Origin of the sequence: Rahnella contaminans (assembly GCF_011065485.1) — a bacterium.
GTDB classification, from domain to species: Bacteria; Pseudomonadota; Gammaproteobacteria; order Enterobacterales; family Enterobacteriaceae; genus Rahnella; species Rahnella contaminans.
Map to the genome: position 1 here is coordinate 1,823,748 of NZ_JAADJS010000001.1, position 19,725 is coordinate 1,843,472.

At 54.5% G+C, this 19,725-nt stretch carries 18 protein-coding genes; 8 read left to right on the forward strand and 10 right to left on the reverse strand.

The window, feature by feature from the left end; genetic code table 11:
• Positions 1–80: 80 nt before the first annotated feature.
• The 7 genes from cysA to GW579_RS08120 form a co-directional block, all read right to left on the reverse strand.
• Positions 81–1,175 carry a sulfate/thiosulfate ABC transporter ATP-binding protein CysA gene (gene cysA / locus GW579_RS08090; RefSeq protein ID WP_165058434.1) on the reverse strand — a complete coding sequence of 365 codons (1,095 nt, stop codon included), beginning with the start codon at positions 1,173–1,175 and terminating at the stop codon, positions 81–83.
• Positions 1,165–2,040 (reverse strand): sulfate/thiosulfate ABC transporter permease CysW, encoded by an 876-nt coding sequence (gene cysW / locus GW579_RS08095; protein WP_165058436.1) that lies wholly within the window; start codon positions 2,038–2,040, stop codon positions 1,165–1,167. The genes cysA and cysW overlap by 11 nt, the downstream gene beginning before the upstream one ends.
• Complete coding sequence (cysT, locus tag GW579_RS08100; protein ID WP_101076275.1) at positions 2,040–2,870, reverse strand: sulfate/thiosulfate ABC transporter permease CysT; 831 nt, start codon at positions 2,868–2,870, stop codon at positions 2,040–2,042. Before cysT ends, cysW begins: the two co-directional genes overlap by 1 nt.
• On the reverse strand, positions 2,870–3,892 hold the full coding sequence (locus tag GW579_RS08105) for a sulfate ABC transporter substrate-binding protein (protein WP_152324521.1): 1,023 nt from the start codon (positions 3,890–3,892) through the stop codon (positions 2,870–2,872). The genes cysT and GW579_RS08105 overlap by 1 nt, the downstream gene beginning before the upstream one ends.
• A 247-nt stretch (positions 3,893–4,139) precedes the next feature.
• Complete coding sequence (locus GW579_RS08110; RefSeq protein ID WP_165058438.1) at positions 4,140–5,039, reverse strand: Dyp-type peroxidase; 900 nt, start codon at positions 5,037–5,039, stop codon at positions 4,140–4,142.
• 124 nt (positions 5,040–5,163) lie between these two features.
• Positions 5,164–5,787 (reverse strand): RpoE-regulated lipoprotein, encoded by a 624-nt coding sequence (locus tag GW579_RS08115; RefSeq protein ID WP_165058440.1) that lies wholly within the window; start codon positions 5,785–5,787, stop codon positions 5,164–5,166.
• 147 nt (positions 5,788–5,934) lie between these two features.
• Positions 5,935–6,378 (reverse strand): DUF2919 domain-containing protein, encoded by a 444-nt coding sequence (locus GW579_RS08120; RefSeq protein ID WP_165058442.1) that lies wholly within the window; start codon positions 6,376–6,378, stop codon positions 5,935–5,937.
• 173 nt (positions 6,379–6,551) lie between these two features.
• Between GW579_RS08120 and GW579_RS08125 the strand changes: the two genes are divergently transcribed.
• Positions 6,552–6,950, forward strand: coding sequence for a YgiW/YdeI family stress tolerance OB fold protein (locus GW579_RS08125; protein WP_206738840.1), 399 nt, complete (start codon positions 6,552–6,554; stop codon positions 6,948–6,950).
• A gap of 93 nt (positions 6,951–7,043) precedes the next feature.
• Here the strand turns inward: GW579_RS08125 and GW579_RS08130 are convergent, their stop codons facing one another.
• Complete coding sequence (locus GW579_RS08130) at positions 7,044–7,469, reverse strand: GNAT family acetyltransferase (protein ID WP_013574419.1); 426 nt, start codon at positions 7,467–7,469, stop codon at positions 7,044–7,046.
• A gap of 278 nt (positions 7,470–7,747) precedes the next feature.
• Here GW579_RS08130 and amiA point away from each other — a divergent pair, with 278 nt between their 5' ends.
• From amiA to uriH, 4 genes are all read left to right on the forward strand, one after another.
• Entirely contained in the window at positions 7,748–8,632 is an 885-nt protein-coding gene (gene amiA, locus GW579_RS08135) for an N-acetylmuramoyl-L-alanine amidase AmiA (RefSeq protein WP_165058446.1), read from the forward strand.
• Positions 8,633–8,740: 108 nt separating this feature from the next.
• Complete coding sequence (hemF, locus tag GW579_RS08140; protein ID WP_165058448.1) at positions 8,741–9,703, forward strand: oxygen-dependent coproporphyrinogen oxidase; 963 nt, start codon at positions 8,741–8,743, stop codon at positions 9,701–9,703.
• The gene (locus GW579_RS08145) at positions 9,703–10,152 is read left to right on the forward strand and encodes a YaiI/YqxD family protein (protein WP_101076283.1); all 450 of its coding nucleotides are present in this window, start codon (positions 9,703–9,705) and stop codon (positions 10,150–10,152) included. Before hemF ends, GW579_RS08145 begins: the two co-directional genes overlap by 1 nt.
• A gap of 51 nt (positions 10,153–10,203) precedes the next feature.
• Positions 10,204–11,151, forward strand: a complete 948-nt coding sequence (uriH, locus tag GW579_RS08150; protein WP_104921112.1) for a uridine-preferring nucleoside hydrolase UriH — start codon at positions 10,204–10,206, stop codon at positions 11,149–11,151.
• Between the two features lie 145 nt (positions 11,152–11,296).
• Here the strand turns inward: uriH and maeB are convergent, their stop codons facing one another.
• Positions 11,297–13,576, reverse strand: a complete 2,280-nt coding sequence (maeB, locus tag GW579_RS08155) for an NADP-dependent oxaloacetate-decarboxylating malate dehydrogenase (RefSeq protein WP_152324528.1) — start codon at positions 13,574–13,576, stop codon at positions 11,297–11,299.
• 383 nt (positions 13,577–13,959) lie between these two features.
• Between maeB and tal the strand changes: the two genes are divergently transcribed.
• From tal to yegD, 3 genes are all read left to right on the forward strand, one after another.
• Complete coding sequence (gene tal, locus GW579_RS08160) at positions 13,960–14,910, forward strand: transaldolase (protein ID WP_152324529.1); 951 nt, start codon at positions 13,960–13,962, stop codon at positions 14,908–14,910.
• Positions 14,911–14,972: 62 nt separating this feature from the next.
• Positions 14,973–16,967: a transketolase gene (tkt, locus tag GW579_RS08165; RefSeq protein ID WP_165058450.1), complete on the forward strand. Its 1,995-nt coding sequence runs from the start codon at positions 14,973–14,975 to the stop codon at positions 16,965–16,967.
• A 134-nt stretch (positions 16,968–17,101) separates the two neighbouring features.
• The gene (yegD, locus tag GW579_RS08170) at positions 17,102–18,454 is read left to right on the forward strand and encodes a molecular chaperone (protein ID WP_165058451.1); all 1,353 of its coding nucleotides are present in this window, start codon (positions 17,102–17,104) and stop codon (positions 18,452–18,454) included.
• Positions 18,455–18,545: 91 nt separating this feature from the next.
• On the opposite strand, the gene GW579_RS08175 is transcribed toward yegD, so the two are convergent.
• Positions 18,546–19,499, reverse strand: a complete 954-nt coding sequence (locus GW579_RS08175; RefSeq protein ID WP_152324727.1) for an aldo/keto reductase — start codon at positions 19,497–19,499, stop codon at positions 18,546–18,548.
• Between the last annotated feature and the right edge of the window lie 226 nt (positions 19,500–19,725).

A 19,725-nucleotide genomic window follows, 5' to 3' on the forward strand; every position in this document is an offset into this window, starting at 1 on the left:
TAAAAACTACATAAAGAGATATCAGACGATAAAAAGGGCGGCTCAGAGACCGCCCGGAGAAACCTGCTGATTAAAAAATATCAGGCGCTCTTCGCTAACGCAACGGGTTGTAGCGGCTGATCGCCCGCATACAGGCGTCCGTTCAGCCCGCCGACATAAAAACGATCGCCGCGCTGCGGAGCCGCGTTGCCGTGAGTATCAGAAAGTACCACGGAAAGCGGTTCGTCATGCCAGCCTTCGGCCTGCACAATCAGCTGCCAGAAGTGACCACGCGGGCTGACTTCCAGTACTTTCACCGGCAGCGGGCAACGTGGCGTACTCTGGGCGGTAATTTCCATCTCCCACGGACGCAGGAACAAATCCACCGCGCCCTGATGCAGCGGCGGGTTCTCCAGCGGCCAGTGATGTGCGCCCACATACAGCTGTGAGCCACGAATGTCGCCGCTGATTTTATTCACTTCGCCCATGAATTCCAGCACGAAGCGGGTCGCCGGTTCACGCCAGATTTCCTGCGGCGCGCCTACCTGCTCAATATTGCCCTGGCTCATCACCACCACGCGATCCGCCACTTCCATGGCTTCTTCCTGATCGTGAGTCACGAACACGCTGGTGAATTTCAGCTCTTCATGTAACTGACGCAGCCAGCGGCGCAGTTCTTTACGCACCTGCGCATCGAGCGCGCCAAACGGTTCATCGAGCAGCAGAATTTGCGGTTCGACGGCCAGCGCACGCGCCAGCGCAACACGCTGTTTCTGACCACCGGAAAGCTGCGCCGGATAGCGGTTTGCCAGATGGCTTAACTGCACCATCTCCAGCAATTTTGTCACTTTCTGCTTAATCGCTTCGGCGTTCGGACGCTCGCGACGCGGCAAAACAGTCAGGCCAAAGGCAATATTGTCGAACACCGTCATGTGGCGGAACAGTGCGTAATGCTGGAACACAAAACCGACCTGACGATCGCGGGCATGCACGCGGGTCACGTCTTTATCATGGAAACTCAGGCGACCGGCGCTCTGGTTCTCCAGACCGGCGATAATGCGCAGCAGCGTCGTTTTGCCGGAACCGGATGGCCCGAGCAGCGCAACCATCTCACCGGAAGCAATATCGAGCGAAATATCATTGAGCACCTTCGTGCGGCCAAAGTATTTGTTGATACCGTTAATTTCAATGCTCATGATTTTCCTCCCGCTCAAGACGGTCGTTGTGGCGCTTCAGACGCCATTGCAGGCCGCTTTTCAGAAACAGTGTGACAATCGCCATCAGGGTCAGCAGCGCGGCGGCAGTAAACGCGCCCGCAGTGTTATAGTCCTGATGCAGTAATTCAACCTGTAAAGGCAACGTGTAGGTTTCGCCACGGATAGAACCGGACACTACCGACACGGCACCGAACTCGCCAATCGCACGGGCATTGGTCAGCACCACGCCGTACAGCAAAGCCCAGCGGATATTGGGTAACGTCACGCGGCGGAACATCTGCCAGCCGGACGCCCCGAGCAACACCGCTGCCTCATCTTCGTGGCTGCCCTGGCTCAGCATCACCGGCACCAGCTCACGGATAACAAACGGACAGGTCACGAAAATCGTCACCATCACCATGCCCGGCCACGCGAACATAAACTGAATGTTGTGCGCATCGAGCCAGCCGCCGAGCGGGCCGTTGGTGCCGTAGAACAGCAGATATAGCAAACCGGCCACCACAGGCGAGACGGCAAACGGGATGTCGATCAGCGTCAGAAGCAACTGACGCCCCGGGAAGTTAAACCGCGCCACCAGCCAGGCCAGCAGCGTGCCGAAAATCAGGTTAACCGGCACGGTGATCAGCGCCATCAGCACGGTCAGCCAGATGGAATGCAACATGTCGGAATCTGACAAATTCTTCCAGACCGCCGCGATGCCGTCCGAAAACGCCAGCACAAAAATGCTGAACATCGGGATCACCAGCAGCAGAACACAAATCAGCACGCCGGTGCCGATAAGCAGCCATTTAACCCAGTCGATACGCTGGCGGGTTTCGCCTGCAAAAGCCGGAATATCAGACATTACTGGCCTCCCAGACGACGGCCATAACGGCTCTGTAAGGTGTTAATCGCAAACAGCAACAGCAGCGACGCCGCAAGGATCACCGACGCAATGGCGCTGGCCGCCGGATAATCAAATTCCTGCAAGCGGATGAAAATCATCAGCGAGGTTACTTCCGTTTTCCAGGCAATGTTTCCGGCGATGAAAATGACCGCGCCAAATTCCCCCAGACTGCGGGTGAACGACAGCGCCGTGCCCGCCAGCAGCGAAGGCATCACTTCCGGCAACACTACGCGGCGAAAACTCTGCCAGCGTGATGCGCCCAGTGTCTCGGCCGCTTCTTCATATTCCGGCCCCAGTTCTTCCAGAACCGGCTGCACGGTGCGCACCACAAACGGAATGCTGGTAAATGACATTGCCACGGCGATACCCAGCCAGGTGTAGGCCACTTTGATATCAAAATGCGCCAGCCACTGGCCGTAAAAACCGGTGGTGGAAAACAGCCCGGCCAGCGTCAGACCGGCCACGGCGGTCGGTAACGCAAACGGCAAATCCATCAGGCCATCAATCAGGCTTTTGCCCGGAAACTCATAACGCGTCAGGATCCAGGCCATCAGCATGCCGAATAAACCGTTGAAAATACTCGCTACGCCCGCCGCCAGCAGCGTGACTTTATACGCCGCCACCACCTGACCATTGGTAATGACATCCCAGTATTGCGCCAGCGTCATTTGGGAAAGCTGCATCACCAGCGCACTCAGAGGCAGCAATAACACCAGACAGACGAACAGCAGGCTGCTGCCGAGGCTCAGGGTAAATCCGGGTAATACGCGTTTGCTCGTCAACAACATTACTGGTGACCTTGCTCTAACAGTTTGTCCAGCTCACCGCCGGTACTGAAATGGGTTTCCATCACTTGTGGCCAGCCGCCGAACTGGTCCTCAACCTTGAACAGTTTGGTGTCCGGGAACTGCCCTTTTGCCGCCGACATCGCCGTTTTGTCATACACGCGGTAATTAAAACTGGTGATGATTTTTTGCGCCTGAGGGCTCCACAAGTAATTCAGATAATCTTTTGCTGCCTTCTCCGTGCCGTTTTTCTCGACATTTTTGTCGACCCAGGCCACCGGGAACTCCGCCAGAATGTCGACCTTCGGCACAATGACTTCGTATTTGTCATCGCCATACTGCTTGCGGATGTTGTTCACTTCGGATTCGAAGCTGATTAACACATCGCCCAGACCGCGCTCCACAAACGTCGTTGTTGCACCGCGACCGCCGGTATCAAACACCTGCACGTTTTTGAGGAAACTCGCCATTTTCGCGCGGGTTTGTGCGGTATTTTTGTTGTCTTCAATATTGTAAGCGCCCCATGCACCGAGATAGGTATAACGGCCATTGCCGGACGTTTTCGGATTCGGGAACACCAGAGCGACGCCGGGACGGGCTAAATCATCCCAGCTGTGGATGTTTTTGGGATTTCCCTTGCGCACCAGAAACGCCATGGTGGAATAAAACGGGGAACTGTTATTCGGCAGACGGCTTTGCCAGTCAGCGGGGATCAGATTGCCTTTGTCATGCAGGATCTGGACGTCCGTCACCTGGTTGTAAGTCACCACGTCGGCTTTCAGACCCTGCAAAATGGCCAGCGCCTGTTTGGATGAACCGGCATGCGACTGTTTGATTTCCAGCTTGTCGCCGTTGTTCTGATCTGCCCACTGTTTCTGAAAAGGCGGATTCAGCGCGGCAAAAAGTTCGCGGGAAACGTCGTAAGAACTGTTCAGCAATTCGGTGGCAGACGCCGCCCCGCTGGTCAGCAACAATGCAGCCAGCGAACCTTTCAGCAAATTTCCAGCAAAATCCGTCGTTTTCATGCTCAGCCTCAGGTGAATGAACCGATATGCGGCGTCAAAAAAGCCGCTCAATATCACACAGTGTATTTATAACTGAGGTTCAGGCTGTAACGGTTTTATATACCATTTGGTGATTTTCAAGCATGAAAAGCTATAAGGCATTAACAAACGCAGGGAGAAACACGAAGGGAAGGAATAAAGCGCGCCCGGAAACGGACGCGCTGAACGCATATTTTTTACAGCACAGAGAGCTTACGGCAAAGAGAACTTACAGTGCAGCCAGACGGGTCAGGGACGGCGCGAAGAAATAGCTGCCGGTCACCGGACGGGTGAAACGCAGCATCGCGTCACGTTTGCCATCCAGATCGCCAAACATACTGAGCAGCTGTTTCTCAATGTTCCATAAACGCGCGGCATAGCTGATGAAATACAGGCCGTGCTCGCCGCTGGCGGTGCCATAAGGCAGGCTCTGGCGGAGTATTTTCAGGCCTTTGCCGTCTTCTTTCAGATCCACACGGCTGACGTGGGAAGTTTCAGGGCGCGTTTCCGGATCCAATTCTTCGTCGGTGTCCTTCGTGCGGCCAATCACTTCTTCCTGCTGCTGCACGGAGAAACGTTCCCATTGCACCAGATTATGTTTCCAGCGCTGAACCATCACGTAGCTGCCACCTGCATCCACAGAACCTTCAGGAATGATGGCAACCTGGGCGCGGGCGTCGGCTTTCGGGTTTTCAGTGCCGTCGACAAAACCGCTAAGGTCACGTTCTTCGAGGGCCCGGAAACCATGAGTTTCTTCCTGCACCGCAATCGCACCGCCAAACGCTTTCAGGGCGGCCTGTGCGAGTGCGAAGTTAACATCATGGCGCAATGACTGAATGTGCAGCAGCATGTCGCGCTGCGTGGCCGGAGCCAGCCCTTTGCCCAGCGGCTCAAAGTTTTTCAGCTCGTCTGCGCCCTGATTACCGGACAGGTCGCGCCAGACGTCGTGACCAAAAGCCACGACCGCACCCACATGTTCAGCGGGGAATTTTTGCTGCATATCGTTTAATGCGGCCACAAATGCACGGCAGCCCTGCCTGAGCGCATCCAGGTCGCCCTGAGCTTTCGCTTCAATGTAAATGGCGAAACGGCAATGTTCGGGCAAAATGCCGCTCTGAACCTGAGTCATTTTTCTCATCCTCGTTAAATTGACCGGCGCCATCATACCGGATGTCAATAAAAATGCCTTGCGCGAAGGCAAGGCATTGAGGGCTTCTTTTGCAGGCTAAAGCGCCGGGAAGGGAAAAGCGGCGTTACTGCGCCTGACCGGTTTGCAGCGGATTCGCGCGCCAGACGATTTTGCTGACTTTCCAGTCTTTCAGGGCGTCGTCAGAAGGCATCAGGGATTCCGGGCCGTGCCAGATCCCGCTAAACACATAGGTGACATGCGCGCTTTGCGGCGCTTTACACTCCACGTTCTGCGCATCGTCGCCTTCACCTTTCACGCACGAATCAAACGCTTTGGTATAGAGATCGCTGAACGACGTGCCAATTTTCACGCCCCACTCGCTCGCCACTTCAGGATCCATCACATCCACCCGCTGCACGTTACCTTTCGGCTCGCCGCTGACGGACAATTTCACGTCTTTGCCGTCCATCGCCTGGAAGAAGCTCAGCATTTTGCCATCACTCATCGACATACCGCTGCGCAGGGAATAGTTACCGTTGAGCCCGTCTTTGATGGCGGTTTCCGTCAGTGGCGTGCTGGCCGTGATACCGCCAACGCCCTGATCGGTCACGGTCAGGCTGCTGCCAAACCAGTTAAGCGGGTTCAGACCTGACCATGACATATGCGGCATGGACGGCATTGACGAGCAACCGGCGAGAAAAAGCGGTAACGCCAGCAACATCGGGCGGGCCCGTAAGCGAACAGTCATTCGGTACACTCCTTTCCTGCAAATTTCCGCAAACCGGGGCGGCCTGACGGATAAATCAGCAGCGTATTTATTATTTGGAAATCGTTGTTAAGCGCCAGTTCGAGTACTTTCTTTCCGAAAAAGTTCAGCGCGGGCTGGGAAATGGCATCAGGCCAGACGGCGCGCGGCATCGAAACAGGCGCGCAAACGGCGGCTGAGCAACCAGTACGCCAGCGCGGCCGCATCGAGCAGCGCCAGTATGATATCCATCGCCGACAGAGTATCGGTACTTTGCCACACGCCTAAACCCTGCAAGGCAAAGGTCGCGAACATCCCCGCCAGCAATAGCCAGTACCCCGCCTGCCAGGTGCGTGGCCACAGATGCCGGCGTCCGCTCAGCAGGAAAACCAGTGCGGGCGGTAAACCCAGCAACATCCCGGACCAGAAACTCTGCGGATCAGGGTAAAACAGCGACAGCATATCGCTGCCCTGCTGGCGCGAGGCACCCGCCATGACGAACAGCAGCCACGTGCGGGCCTGCAAAATCAGGATTGTCCAGAACCACAGAGGTAACCGCAACATACCGTGATCGTTATAATCATCCGGATTCATAAACGTGAAACACATTCCTTCAAACAAAGTGAAATTGAACAATAATCAACGCAGCTTAAGAAACTGTTAAGAACAATCTGCTTTACTGTTTCTCAACGCGGCAACAGGCTTTAAAAATCTCACTGTTGCCGGAATGTACTCTGGAAACGTTAAATTAAGGACGACCTATTATGATGAAGAAGATCACTCTGGCAACCCTCATTACACTTTGTTCAGCGACAGCGTTCGCACAACAAACAGGCGGGTTCAGCGGCCCTTCCGCGCAGGAAGCCCAAACACAACCGGCGGCACAGGGTGGATTCACCGGCACTACCGCGCTCAGCACAGTGAAAGATGTGCAGACGATGAAAGACGAGCAGTGGGTGATGCTCGAAGGCTTCCTCGATCAGCGCGTCGATCACGACAAATATATTTTCCGCGACAGCACCGGTACGCTCAACGTGGAGATCGACGGTAAACGCTGGCAGGGTCAGAACGTCTCGCCAAAAGATAAAATCCGCATTGAAGGTAAAGTCGATAAAGACTGGAACTCTGTGGAAGTGGACGTCAAAAGCGTAAAAGTGATCAAGTAATCGCTCGTTAAGCATTTGACGTAAAAAAGCCCCGGCGGTGAGTTATCCGCCGGGGCTTTTTATTATCTGTTATTGCCGGAATTCAACGGGGTTTCAGTATTCCTGATCTTCAATCAGACGCTTGCCGAGCAATAACGTATCTGAAATCTCGTAACCCAGTTTTTCATACATGCTGACTACCGCATCATTTTCGGCACGCACCATTAAATTCATTTTCGGGCAGCCGCGCGCAATCAGTTTCTTTTCGAGACGATTCACCAGCGCGTTCGCAATCCCGCGCCCGCGATAATCCGGGTGAACTCCCAGATAATTCGCCGAGCCACGATGGCCGTCGTAGCCACCCATCAGCGTACCTACCACTTCACCACCGACTTCCGCCACCAGGAAAAACTCCGGGCTGTGGTTAATTTTGCGTTCAATATCCAGTTCAGGATCATTCCACGGACGCAGCAGATCGCAGCGCTCCCATAAGGTCAGAACTTCTTCGAAATCTTCTTGACGGTATACGCGAATTTCCATCACTGTTCGCCGCTGTTAATGAGGGTTTATTTAATTATCGCGTGATCTGCTTGATACGCAACATCAAAATCACAAGCTGGAGGATAAACGACCGTATTTTATCGATGAATTTCACCGGTTATGGATCTTATAAGCCATTCACTGAACAGATATTTATTCGTCGAAATATTCATTCGCGACACATTATTCATAAAAAGTAATAGTTCTCAGATCGAAACTATAAAATAGATACTCTATAACATAAGGCATTCTGCTTTTTTTCTGACGGTAATGGACTGATGTTAAACCCCCTGAACAAATTTTTGCATTTCCAGCCTCTTCCCGCTGCCGCCACCCGTCGCCAATTGTTGCTGTCCGGCCTGGGGCTTGCGATTGCCGCGTTTGGTTCCCGTTCCGCCAGCGCCGCGCAGCAGGAACACATCACGAAATCTGCCCCGGCACCGAAACCGCCAGGCGCTAAAAAGCTGGTGATGATTGACCCCGGCCACGGCGGGATTGATTCCGGTGCTGTCGGCCATGAAGGCTCAGAAGAAAAGCATGTGGTGCTGGAAATCGCCAACTACGTGCGTGAATTCCTCGGCGATCAGAGCCACATTGAGGTCCGGCTGACGCGCGATTCAGACCACTTCATTCCGCTTTATCAGCGTGTGGAATTGGCACATCAGCATCAGGCTGATTTATTTGTCTCGATTCATGCCGACGGTTACACCAGCCCGAGCGCTTCCGGTGCATCGGTATTTGCGCTGTCAAACCGCGGTGCGAGCAGCGCTATGGCACGGTATATGTCGAAAAAAGAGAACGATGCCGATCTGGTTGCGGGCGCGAAATACGCCAAAGAAGACAATAATTATCTGCAACAGGTGCTTTTCGATCTGGTCCAGACCGACACCATTAAAAACAGTCTGACGCTCGGCCATCACGTTCTCGAAAGGATCCGTCCGATCCACCATCTGCACAGCCAGCAGACAGAACAGGCGGCGTTCGCCGTGCTGAAATCCCCGTCAATTCCGTCGATTCTGGTAGAAACCTCGTTCATCACCAATCATCAGGAAGAACAGCTGCTCAGCACCACCGCGTTCCGCCGTGAAATCGCGCAGGCCATTTCTCAGGGAATTGTGAATTTCTTCAGCTATTTCGACGCCAACGAACGTAAGCCACGATAACCTTCCTGCTTCGCGCCGCAGATGCGCGGGTTGTTCTGGGCGATCCGACAGGTTTTGGGGTTATAATAACCACCACTTTTTTATCATTCAGCGCCCGCAAGGCGCTGAATGTCTTTTCAGTCAACGTCTGTGAGTTTGCCCGTGAGCCAATCGATCCCCGACATACAACAAGTCAAAACCTTCCTGCTCAAGCTTCAGGACCACATCTGCCAGCAGCTGGCTGCCGCCGATGGCAAAGGCCAGTTCGCGCAAGACCAGTGGGTTCGCGAAGAAGGCGGTGGCGGCCAGAGCCGGGTATTGACCAGCGGCGCAGTCTTCGAACAGGCGGGGGTGAATTTCTCGCACGTTTCCGGTGCCACATTGCCCGCATCAGCCACCGCGCATCGTCCTGAGCTGGCAGGTCGCAGTTTCCAGGCAATGGGCGTTTCGCTGGTTATTCATCCGCTCAATCCTTACGTGCCCACCAGCCATGCCAACGTGCGTTTCTTCATTGCGGAAAAGCCCGGTGAAGCGCCGGTGTGGTGGTTCGGTGGCGGTTTTGACCTCACGCCTTACTACGGTTTTGAAGAAGATGCCCGCCACTGGCATCAGACCGCACAACAACTTTGTCAGCCGTTCGGCGACGACGTGTATCCGAAATACAAAAAATGGTGTGACGATTACTTCTTTATCAAACACCGCAATGAAGCGCGCGGCATCGGCGGATTATTCTTTGATGACCTGAATACACCAGATTTTGACACCTGCTTTGCGTTCATGCAGGCGGTGGGCAACGGCTTCACCGACGCCTATCTGCCGGTCGTCGAAAAACGCAAAGCGATGCCGTGGGGAGAACGTGAACGCCAGTTCCAGCTTTACCGTCGTGGCCGCTATGTGGAATTCAATCTGGTGTGGGATCGTGGCACGTTGTTCGGCCTGCAAACCGGAGGCCGCACGGAGTCAATTCTGATGTCCATGCCGCCGCTGGTTCGCTGGGAATATAGTTATCAGCCGGAAGCAGGCAGCCCGGAAGCCGCGCTGTACACCTATTTCCTGCCGGTTCGCGACTGGCTGAACGGGGAGAAACGCTGATGCAAATCTGGGTTGATGCAGATGCCTGTCCGAACGTAATCAAAGAAGTGTTGTTCCGCGCCGCCGAACGCACCGGCATGATGGTGACGCTGGTGGCAAACCAGACGATCCGCACGCCACCGTCGAAATTCCTGCGAACCCTGCGCGTCGAAGCAGGTTTTGACGTCGCCGATAACGAAATCGTCAAACGCACCGAACCCGGTGATCTGGTGGTCACTGCGGATATTCCGCTGGCGGCGGAAGTCATCGAAAAAGGGGGCGTTGCGCTGAACCCGCGCGGCGAGCGTTACACCACTGAAACCATTAAAGAACGCCTGAACATGCGCGATTTTATGGACACCATGCGCGCCAGCGGCGTGCAAACCGGCGGACCGCCTGCGCTTAATCAGCGTGACCGCCAGCAATTCGCCAATGAACTGGATAAGTGGCTGCAACAGGCCAAACGCTAAAATCCGGTCAGAGGAACCTGCTGTACCACTACATTTAAAGGAATAATAAAAATGGTCAAAAAGATCATACTGGATTGCGATCCGGGGCACGACGATGCCATCGCGATGTTACTCGCCCACGGGAATCCCGATATCGAACTGCTCGCCGTCACCACCGTGGTCGGCAATCAGACGCTGGAAAAAGTCACCCGTAATGCGCTGGCCGTTGCCCGCGTCATCAACCTGACCGGCGTCCCGTTTGCCGCCGGAGCCACCCGCCCGCTGGTGCGGCAAATCGAAGTGGCCGACGAAATCCATGGAGAATCCGGCCTTGACGGCCCGGTTTTACCGGAAGCGGCCATCACGCTTGAACCCGTTCATGCCATCGACCTGATCATTGATTTGATCATGTCGCATCCGCCCAAAACCATCACGCTGGTCCCGACCGGCGGCCTGACCAATATCGCCATGGCCGTGCGAAAAGAACCGCGCATCGCCGAACGCGTGAAAGAAGTCGTACTGATGGGCGGCGGTTACCATGTGGGTAACTGGAGCGCCGTGGCTGAATTCAATATCAAGATTGATCCCGAAGCCGCGCACATTGTTTTCAACGAAAAATGGCCGCTGACCATGGTCGGGCTAGACCTCACGCATCAGGCATTAGCCACACCAGAAGTGGCCGCACGAATCGCCGCTGTCGGCACACAACCGGCGAAATTCGTCGGTGAGTTGCTCGATTTCTTCGGCCTGAGCTACAAAGATCGCCAGGGCTTTGACTCCCCGCCGGTTCATGATCCGTGCGCCGTGGCCTACGTCATCGACCCGAACGTAATGACCGTACAAAAAGTCCCGGTAGACATTGAGCTAACCGGCACCTTAACGCTCGGCATGACGGTTGCTGACTTCCGTTCACCGCCGCCGCCCGATTGCCATACGCAGGTCGCGGTAAAACTCGACCATCAGCGTTTCTGGGATTTAATCGTTGATGCGCTCGAGCGTATCGGCGAAGTGAAATACTGATTTACTTAGGAAGAGAAGCTTTCCCCTAAATCATTCGTGCTGCAAAAAGGCGGCAATTGAGCAAACCCGATGAGCTGACACAGGTCAGTGATTCGGGTTCACGAGTGCAGCCAACGCATCTGCAGCGCGAAGGATGACGGGGAAATTAAAGAGGCTCGGTTTGCGCTTCCACTACCGCTAAAGCCACCATATTCACAATGCGTCTGACCGAAGCGATCGGCGTCAGAATATGCACCGGTTTCGCCACGCCCATTAACACCGGCCCTACCGTGACCCCTTCCGAACTCGACACCCGCAGCAAGTTATAGCTGATACGCGCCGATTCCATGTTTGGCATGATCAGGATATTCGCCGCCCCTTTTAACGGGCTGTCCGGCATGATGTCCTGCCGGATACTTTCGACCAGCGCTGCGTCGCCGTGCATCTCGCCGTCTATTTCAAGCAAAGGTTCACGCGCATTCACCAGCTCCAGCGTCCGCCGCATTTTGAGCGCTGCCGGGCTGTCAGAAGTGCCAAAACTGGAATGCGACAGCAGAGCCACTTTTGGTTCGATACCAAACCGCCGTACCGTTTCCGCCGCCATTAGCGTGATTTCGGCCAGCTGTTCTGCAGTCGGATCATCATTGACGTAAGTGTCCGCAATAAACGTATTCCCGCTCGGCAGCAGCAACGCATTCATCGCGCCGGCAACGTGTGCGCCCTCGCGGAACCCGAACACTTTTTCAACGATATCGTAATGCTCGTGATAGGTACCGACCGTTCCGCAAATCATTGCGTCAGCCTCGCCGCGCAGCAGCATGATGGCGGAAATCAGCGTAGGATTGCCGATAACCGCCCGCCGCGCCTGCTCCTGCGACACGCCGCGCCGTTTCATCAGCTCATAGTATTCACGCCAGTATTCGTTGAAACGCGGATCTGATTCGTTATTCACCACTTCAAAATCCCGGCCAGCTTCAATCTGCAAACCGAGTTTCTTGATACGCATCTCGATCACGCTTGGCCGCCCGACCAGAATTGGTTTTGCCAATCCCAGAGAAATCAGCTCCTGCGTCGCCTGCAAAACGCGCTCCTCTTCCCCTTCGGCCATCACCACCCGACGGGCGTCTTTTTTGGCCTGAGAGAAAATCGGCTTCATAAACAGATTGGTTTTGTAGACAAACTCCGACAGCTTTTCGACATAGGCATCGAAGTCCGGAATCGGCCGCGTTGCCACGCCGGAATCCATCGCCGCTTTCGCTACCGCAGGCGCAATTTTCACAATCAGGCGCGGGTCAAAAGGTTTGGGAATGATGTAATCCGGGCCAAATGAAAGCTCTTCTTCCCCGTAAGCCGACGCGACCACATCGCTTTGCTCCGCCATCGCCAGATCGGCAATCGCGTGCACGCAGGCCAGCTTCATTTCCTCGTTGATGGTCGTAGCCCCGACGTCCAGCGCACCGCGGAAAATGAACGGGAAGCACAGGACATTGTTCACCTGATTCGGGTAATCCGAACGACCCGTGCAGATAATCGCATCCGGGCGCACCGCTTTCGCCAGCGGCGGCAGGATTTCTGGTTCGGGGTTTGCCAGCGCCAGAATCAGCGGGGATTTCGCCATGGTTTTCACCATGTCCTGTGTCAGTACGCCAGGGCCGGAACAGCCGAGGAAAATATCCGCACCCGGTATCGCATCCGCCAGAGTGCGCTGCCCGTTGTCCTCAATGGCATAGGCCGCTTTGGTTTCGGCCATGTTCTCTTCGCGGCCCTGATAAATCACGCCGCGGGAATCACAGGCCGTGATGTTGTGGCGTTTCAGCCCGAGCGCTACCAGCAAATTCAGGCAGGCAATGGCCGACGCACCGGCACCGGACACCACCAGCCGCACATCCGAAATATCTTTCCCGACCACGCGTAAACCGTTGAGCACCGCCGCCGTACAGATGATTGCCGTCCCGTGCTGATCGTCGTGAAATACCGGAATATTCATTCGCTCACGCAGTTTGCTCTCAATGTAAAAACACTCAGGCGCTTTGATGTCTTCGAGATTGATACCGCCAAACGTCGGTTCAAGCGCGGCGATCACTTCGATCAGTTTGTCGGGATCAAGCTCGTCCACCTCGATATCAAAAACATCAATACCTGCAAATTTCTTGAACAAAACGCCCTTACCTTCCATCACCGGTTTTCCGGCCAGCGCCCCGATATTGCCCAGCCCGAGTACCGCGGTGCCGTTGGAAATCACCGCTACCAGATTTCCGCGTGCGGTGTATTTATAGGCCGCAAGCGGATCTTTAGCGATTTCCAGACAGGGCGCCGCCACGCCCGGAGAGTACGCCAGCGCCAGATCGCGCTGCGTGGCCAGAGGCTTGGTTGGCGAAACCTGAATTTTTCCGGGCACCGGAAACTCATGAAAATCGAGTGCGCTTTGCTTGAGTTGTTCGTCCATCGTAGGGTCCTTTTTTGTTTCTTATATTTTGTAGAGACAGCAGGAAACGGATGCAACATCACCATCAGTTTTACCCGATGACAGTATAGATAACCTGCCACGATAAACGCCGGATAACGACCAAAACTTAGCCGTTACATTGTTTGCTTTTCGTTCACGGAAGACGTCTCGCAAATTTCGACTAAGCTTAAAGTTTGACCTTGCGCTTTCCTCTCTCGCCCCGCAGTCTGAGCTGCGACGAGGGCTGCCATTGTTATGACCCATCGCAACAATCAGAAAAAGCGCATTCAGTTTGTTAACCGAATGATGCAGGGTAGGAGCCCAACGAAATAGAGTCGTACGACCTTATTGCTGTATCGTTTTTTTCGCCAAGGAGCTAAGAGATGAACCAGTTAGACGCACTTAAAAAGGTAACGACTGTCGTTGCCGACAGTGGTGATATTGAATCTATCCGTCATTTCGAGCCTCAGGATGCGACCACCAATCCTTCGCTGATCCTCAAAGCCGCAGACCTGCCGCAATACCAAAATCTGATCAAAGACGCCGTCGCTTATGCCCGTAAACAAGGGGGCAGCAAAGACGATCAGGTGATTAACGCCACCGATAAGCTGGCCGTGAACATCGGCGCAGAAATTCTGAAAAGCGTGCCGGGGCGCATCTCGACCGAAGTCGATGCCCGCCTGTCATTTGACACCGAAAAATGCATTGCCAAAGCCCGTAAGCTGATCGGTCTTTATCAGGGACAAGGCATCGATAAATCGCGCATCCTGATCAAACTGGCTTCCACGTGGGAAGGTATCAAAGCCGCCGAAGCGCTGGAAAAAGAAGGCATCAACTGTAACCTGACGCTACTTTTCTCCTTTGCTCAGGCGCGTGCCTGTGCCGAAGCGGGGGTTTATCTGATTTCGCCGTTCGTGGGTCGCATCTATGACTGGTACAAAGCCAAAGAGCCGAACGCCGCGTATGACGTTGAGAAAGATCCGGGCGTGAAATCGGTCCGTGAGATTTACGAATACTATAAAGCGCATGACTACAAGACCGTGATCATGGGCGCCAGCTTCCGTAAAGTGGAACAAATTCTGGCGCTGGCCGGTTGTGATCGCCTGACCATTTCACCAAACCTGCTTGAAGAGCTTAAAGCCAGCAGCGCGCCGGTTGAACGCAAGTTACAACCTTCGTCGCAGGGCAGTAAAAAGCCTGCGCCGCTGACTCAGGCTGAATTCCTCTGGGAACATCATCAGGACGCCATGGCCGTCGAGAAACTGGCCGAAGGCATCCGCCTGTTCGCCGTCGACCAGAAGAAACTCGAAGACATGTTGTCCGCTCAACTGTAATTTCATCCCCCTTTTTTCGATGGTCGCTGCACAGAATCAGCGACCATTAACCGGAGAAAAATATGCCTTCTCGCAGAGAGCTAGCCAATGCTATCCGTGCACTGAGCATGGACGCCGTCCAGAAAGCAAACAGCGGTCACCCGGGTGCCCCGATGGGCATGGCGGACATCGCTGAAGTGCTGTGGCGTGATTACATGAATCACAACCCGGCCAACCCGAAATGGGCAGACCGCGACCGTTTCATTTTGTCCAACGGCCACGGTTCGATGCTGATTTACAGCCTGCTGCATCTCACCGGCTATGACCTGCCGATGACAGAGCTGGAAAACTTCCGCCAGCTGCATTCCAAAACGCCGGGCCACCCGGAATACGGCTACACGCCGGGCGTTGAAACCACCACCGGCCCGCTGGGTCAGGGCATTGCCAACGCCGTCGGTTTTGCGATTGCAGAACGCACGCTGGCCGCTCAGTTTAACCGTGATAATCACGACATTGTGAACCACCACACCTATGCCTTTATGGGCGACGGTTGCATGATGGAAGGCATTTCCCATGAAGCCTGCTCGCTGGCTGGCACCATGAAACTCGGCAAACTGACCGCGTTTTATGATGACAACGGCATCTCCATCGACGGCCACGTTGAAGGCTGGTTCACCGATGACACAGCTAAACGTTTTGAAGCCTATGGCTGGCACGTGATCCGGGGCGTTGACGGCCACAATTCAGATGCCATTAAAGCGGCGATTGAAGAATCCCATAAAGTCACCGACCGGCCTTCCCTGCTGATGTGCAAAACTGTGATCGGCTTTGGTTCCCCGCATAAAGCCGGTACACACGATGCGCACGGCGCGGCGCTGGGCGCAGACGAAGTGGCGTCAACCCGCAAGGCGCTGGGCTGGAATTATCCGGCGTTTGAAATCCCTCAGGATATTTATGCCGCATGGGATGCCAAAGAAGCCGGTAAAGCCAAAGAAAAAGCGTGGAATGATAAATTCGCGGCTTATGCCAAAGATCATCCTGAACTGGCGGCTGAATTTGAACGTCGCGTCAGCGGCGAACTGCCGGCTAACTGGGAAACCGAAGCGCAGAAATTTATCGAAGAATTGCAGGCTAATCCGGCAAATATCGCCAGCCGTAAAGCGTCCCAAAATACGCTGGAACGCTTTGGCAAAATTCTGCCTGAGTTTCTTGGCGGCTCCGCTGACCTGGCTCCGAGCAACCTGACCATGTGGTCCGGTTCAAAATCGCTCGGTGACGATCTGGCCGGTAACTACATTCATTACGGCGTTCGCGAGTTCGGGATGACCGCAATTTCCAACGGTATCACCCTGCACGGCGGTTTCCTGCCTTATTCCGCAACCTTCCTGATGTTCGTCGAATATGCCCGTAACGCGGTACGTATGGCGGCACTGATGAAAATCCGCAACATATTCGTGTATACCCATGACTCCATCGGTCTGGGCGAAGACGGCCCGACGCACCAGCCGGTTGAACAAATGGCCAGCCTGCGTGTGACGCCGAACATGAGCCTGTGGCGTCCTGCGGATCAGGTCGAATCCGCCATCGCCTGGAAAACTGCGATTGAGCGTAAAGACGGCCCGTCAGCACTGATCTTCTCCCGCCAGAACCTGACGCAACAACCGCGTACTGCCGGACAGCTGGCAAACGTGGCGCGCGGCGGTTATGTGCTGAAGGATTCCGATGGCACGCCGGAAATCATCCTGATTGCGACCGGTTCGGAAGTGGGCATTACGGTTGAAGCAGCGGACAAACTGACGGCAGCGGGCACCAAAGTGCGCGTGGTTTCCATCCCGTCGACCGATGTCTTCGACAAACAAGACGCGGCGTATCGCGAATCCGTACTGCCAAAAGCCGTGACCGCGCGTCTGGCGGTCGAAGCGGGTATTGCAGATTACTGGTACAAGTATGTCGGCCTGAACGGCGACGTTGTCGGTATGACCACCTTCGGCGAATCCGCTCCGGCAGAACTGCTGTTCAAAGAGTTCGGTTTTACCGTGGATAACGTAGTCGCAAAAGCACAGGCACTGCTGAAGTAATCTCCGGTACATTTCCCTCTCTGTAAAAAGAGGGGGAAATGCTGGCTAAAAATCTCACATCTGCCCCCTTCCTGCTTGATGAATCTGCCCCTCTCCGGTAAAGTCCCGTCCCTTCTTTGGCATGGGGATCAATAATGTTTATTGGATTTGACTACGGTACAGCGAATTGCTCAGTCGCAGTGATGCGCGATAATAACGCCCAACTTCTGGCGTTAGAAAATAATGATCCTTATTTACCCTCCATGCTCTGTGCGCCATCCCGTGAAGCTGTCAGCGAATGGCTGAACCGCCACGGACAGGTGCCGACAGGCAGTGATGAAAATCTGGCGCTGCTGCGTCGTAGTATCAGCTTTAACCGCGAGGAAGATATTCCGGTTAACGCCAACAGCGTGAACTTTGGTTTGCAGGCGCTGGCGACCTACATGGAAGATCCGGAAGAAGTGTATTTCGTTCGTTCTCCGAAATCGTTTCTTGGCGCAAACGGCCTGAAGCCACAGCAGATTGCCCTGTTCGAAGATCTGGTTTGCGCGATGATGTATCACATCAAACGTCAGGCAGAATCTGTTTTGCAGGAAAGCATTGAGCAGACGGTGATTGGCCGTCCGATCAACTTCCAGGGCATGGGCGGTGAGGAAGCGAACAGTCAGGCGCAGGGGATTTTACAGCGCGCCGCTGAACGTGCCGGTTTCCGTGATATTGCTTTCCAGTTTGAGCCGGTAGCGGCAGGTCTGGATTTTGAAGCCACCCTGACAGATGAGAAAACAGTGCTGGTCGTCGATATCGGCGGCGGAACGACCGACTGTTCCGTTCTGCTGATGGGCCCGCAGTGGCGCGATAAAGCGGAACGCCAGAACAGCCTGCTCGGCCACAGTGGTTGCCGCGTCGGCGGTAACGATCTGGACATCATGACCGCGTTTAAACAGCTGACGCCTCAGTTCGGCATGGGCAGCGAAACGCAAAAAGGTATCGCGATCCCGGCATTACCTTACTGGAATGCGGTTGCAACCAATGATGTTCCTGCACAGCTGGATTTCTACAGCGTGGCGAATGGCCGCATGTTGCGTGATTTGATCCGCGACGCCGCGCAGCCGGATCTCATTAAGCGCCTGCTGAAAGTACAACAACAGCGCCTGAGCTACCGCCTGGTGCGTGCTGCAGAAGAAAGTAAAATTGCCCTCTCCGAGCGCGAAAGCGTCACGGCGACAATGGACTTCATTGAATCCGGTCTGGCAGAAACCATCAGCCAGCAGCAGCTGAGTGACGCGATTTCTCAGCCGCTGGAACGCATTCAGGAACAGGTTGCTCTGGCACTGGCCAGCAGCGAAATTAAACCGGATGTGATTTATCTGACCGGTGGCAGCGCCCGTTCTCCGCTTTTACGTGCCGCATTGCAGGCACAGTTGCCGGGGATCCCGCTGGTCGGGGGCAATGATTTTGGCTCGGTCACTGCCGGTCTGGCGCGCTGGGCACAAACGCTGTTCCGTTAATTAACGGCTTCACAAAAACAAAAACCGCCTGATGTTAAGGCGGTTTTTTTGTTTATGGCGATACGGCAAATTACGTTTTACAAAGACTTGGTTACCATGCGCTGGCGTCGTTAAGCGTACGGATATCGGCATCATCGAGTTTCAGCGTAGCGGCCTGCGCCAGTTCATTGAGCTGTTGCAGCGAGGTCGCGCTGACAATCGGGGACGTGATGCTCGGACGGGCGATTTGCCAGGCCAGCGCAACCTGACCCGGCTGTGCGCCGTGTTTTTCTGCGACCTGATCCAGCCCCTGCAACACTTTCAGGCCACGTTCGTTCAGGCAACGTGCAACCACGTTTTCGCCACGTTTACTTTTGCTGGCGTCGGCTTTCGTACGGTATTTCCCGGTCAGGAATCCGGCAGCCAGCCCATAGAAATTGATCACGCCAAGGCCATTGTCCGTCACGACTTTTTCCAGCGCTTCTTCATACACTTTGCGGTCGTAAAGATTGTACTGAGGTTGCAGCGTTTCATAACGCGCCAGCCCGTTTTCCTTGCTGACTTTCAGCGCTTCGGCCAGACGTGGCGCGCTGTAGTTGGATGCGCCGATAGCGCGCACCTTGCCTTCTTTGATCAGCGCATCAAACGCGGCCAGACTTTCTGCCAGCGGCGTATCCGCATCATCGTCATGTGACTGATACAAATCGATATAGTCGGTTTGCAGGCGTTTCAAAGAAGCTTCCACCGCTTCTTTGATATAACGTGGCGACAGGCCAACTTTCCCTTCACCCATCGGTTTACCGACTTTTGTCGCAAGAATGATCTGGTCGCGCTTGCCGGTTTTTTTCAGCCAGTTGCCGATAATGGTTTCCGACTCGCCACCGTGGTTGCCTTCGACCCAGCTCGAATACACATCAGCGGTGTCGATAAAGTTAAGTTTATGATCCAGAAGAGCATCGAGCAGATTAAAGGATGCTGCCTGATCGACAGTCCAGCCAAACACATTGCCGCCGAAAGTCAGCAACGGCACCTGAATTCCTGAACGGCCCAGTTCTCTTTTACTCATCATTCTCTCCCTTTGAGAAGGTCAGATTAAACATGCTTTGCGTGCGAACGATTCGTGATCAAAGGTCAACCTTAGCATTTTGATATAAAATGTCAGGCTTAAACTCTATTCTTTATTGTCAGAAGAATTGTCAAAAAATGGGAAAGACTCTCCTTATTTCCTCCATTTTCTGCTGAAGCATTCTGGCTACACTGTAAGCCTGGTCTGAAGGTGGTACTCCCCCTGA